We start from the raw sequence: 2138 nt of genomic DNA on the forward strand, positions 1-2138 counted from the left end.
AGATCATCCTGCTGCGACCTGAAATGCGCCCGGTCGAACCTCGCTCGGTGGACGACTGCCGCTGGTGCCCCAGGCAATTCGATGGCTTTGGTCAGATAGCCGAGCGCGCGTTGTGGCTCACTGTCGGATAGTAAAGAGCCGAGGGCGCGCAAGGCGTCCCCCAGCAGCGCCGCAGGCGGGTCAGGGTGGTCCAGCACACCTTGAAGGTCCACGATCGCCCCGTGATGATCGCCCAATCGCTGTTTTGACAAGCCGCGAAATGCCAAGGCCCGAAGCGCTTGTTGGCCGTGACTCGGTGCTACGTTCAGGGCCGCGGTGAAATCTTGCACGGCAGCCTGGAAATCGGCTCTGCGCGTTGCGGAGATACCGCGATTGTTCAGCGCCCTCGCAAACTCCTCGGGATCGTCGTCGGCACTGCACTGTGCGATCAGCTGTTCCCAGCACGCAATGGCTGAGGGCTCATGGCCACTCGAGGCCCAGGTCAACGCCAGTGCATTCAAACCTGCGGCATCTTTGCTGTTCAACAGGCAGCTCGACAGCTTGTCGAGAGAGGCGTGCGGGTCGCTGCCGAAATACCAGGCTCCCTCCTCTCCAGACAGGTAGGCCGGTTCCGCTCTGACGGGATCGGCATCGCCACGTGACACGATCAAGCCCAGGCGCTCGAGCGCGCGCAGTTGGTCGCGCAACGCCGAGCCCCGAATCGGTCGATCGAAGACGCCCGAGAGGACCGTTTCGAGGCGTCGATGAGACAGTGGCTCGATCCCCCCGGCCGACAGCAGCTGCAGTGAGCGAAAACAATCTCGAGCCGGTGAGTCGAGACCGTCGAACCGGCGTCGCATCAGATCAAACGCTTCACTCATGCAGATTTCGCCGAGCGTCGCACAGTCTCGGTCATCAGCCTGGTGCAGCAGCGCTCGAAGTCTCGACTTCTCCTGGGCGTCTGGACGCCTGAGAATCAAGCGGTGCTGAAAGGACTCAGCCACTCGCTGTAACGTGGACGCTTCCAGCTCGACCTTCGACAACTCCGGACCGTCGCGGCACGTGGCGGCAAGTACCAGGCGCGGTGCCATCTGGCGCATTCGTTTGAAGACCGAGGCGATATCGATGCGTGCGTCCGCATAGTGATTCAGATCGTCCAGCAGGCACAGCACGTTCCGATCCCGAAGCAATTGCAGCGCACGCTCTCCAGGCATCGCGTCTCGTCGCAACGAGACCACGTGAAAATCCGGTAGCCGCTTGATGACTTCGTACAGCGTGCGGGTCTTTCCTGAGGTGTGTCCGCCAATGAGCAGCAGGCTTTCGCCGCGGCGGAGCATCTGCAGGAGTGCCTCCTCGTCGTACCTCGTAGCAACGGGGTCGAGATCCCGTTCGTCATAAGGAACGGCAGATCGATGGATATATGCCAACGGGAAATACGGGCGACGCAGAGCGTCGGTGCGTCGGCCGGATTTGATCACCTCGAAGCCAACGTGTGCCGGGGTGAGTTCCGCGGTGGGTACCAGAAACTCAAAGTCCTCGAGGCTTTCCCGCGAGCGCCATTCACGAAAGATCAGCGTGCTCGTGCCGGCGGCAACGATGAGGCCGACGGCAACCAGGGGTAGGTGGCTCAACAGCACATCTTTCAGCTCCTCTGAAAGAATGTTGACGGCAACCGCAACGACGATGCCGCTCCAGAGGAAGAGCAGTGTCGGGCCGATATGCTTTCTCATCTGCGATCCGTTCCTTGGCCAGGGCGGGGGTGTCACGCGTGCCGCAGTATGCCCTGAGATGCCGCTGCACTGGGTGGCTAGAGGCCATCAGTGGCGTCTGTTTTCGCCACCCGCCGGGCCAGGGGGCGGCTTCGAGGCAGCTGGCGAGCTTGGTCGGGGAGCGCTAGAGGATTTTGCCCGTTCCGGGTACTACCTGGACATGAGCATCGACGACGCGATCACCAGCGAGGCTTGCGCGTGGATCGCGCAACTGGAAACGGGGGCGTTGACCGAGCAGGACGTGAGTGCACTTCGAGAATGGGTGAAGCGCAGCCCACGACATGCAGCTGAGATGCGCCACCTGGCGCAGCTCGCCGAGGACGTGAATTTGCTCGCCGGCATGGATGGAGCCTTGGGCGAAGCGATCCACTTGTTCCGGCCGATGTTGTT

At 62.1% G+C, this 2138-nt stretch carries 2 protein-coding genes; one reads left to right on the top strand and one right to left on the bottom strand.

The annotated features are described in order from the left end of the window. On the bottom strand, nucleotides 1-1745 hold a 1745-nt coding region (locus tag JNL55_RS01280), incomplete at its 3' end, for a tetratricopeptide repeat protein (RefSeq protein ID WP_293848455.1). Nucleotides 1746-1908: 163 nt separating this feature from the next. Here JNL55_RS01280 and JNL55_RS01285 point away from each other — a divergent pair. Beyond that, nucleotides 1909-2138, top strand: a 230-nt coding sequence (locus JNL55_RS01285) for a DUF4880 domain-containing protein (RefSeq protein WP_293848456.1), incomplete at its 3' end; no start/stop codon positions are given.

It is taken from the genome of Steroidobacter sp. (genome assembly GCF_016790065.1).
GTDB lineage: Bacteria > Pseudomonadota > Gammaproteobacteria > Steroidobacterales > Steroidobacteraceae > Steroidobacter.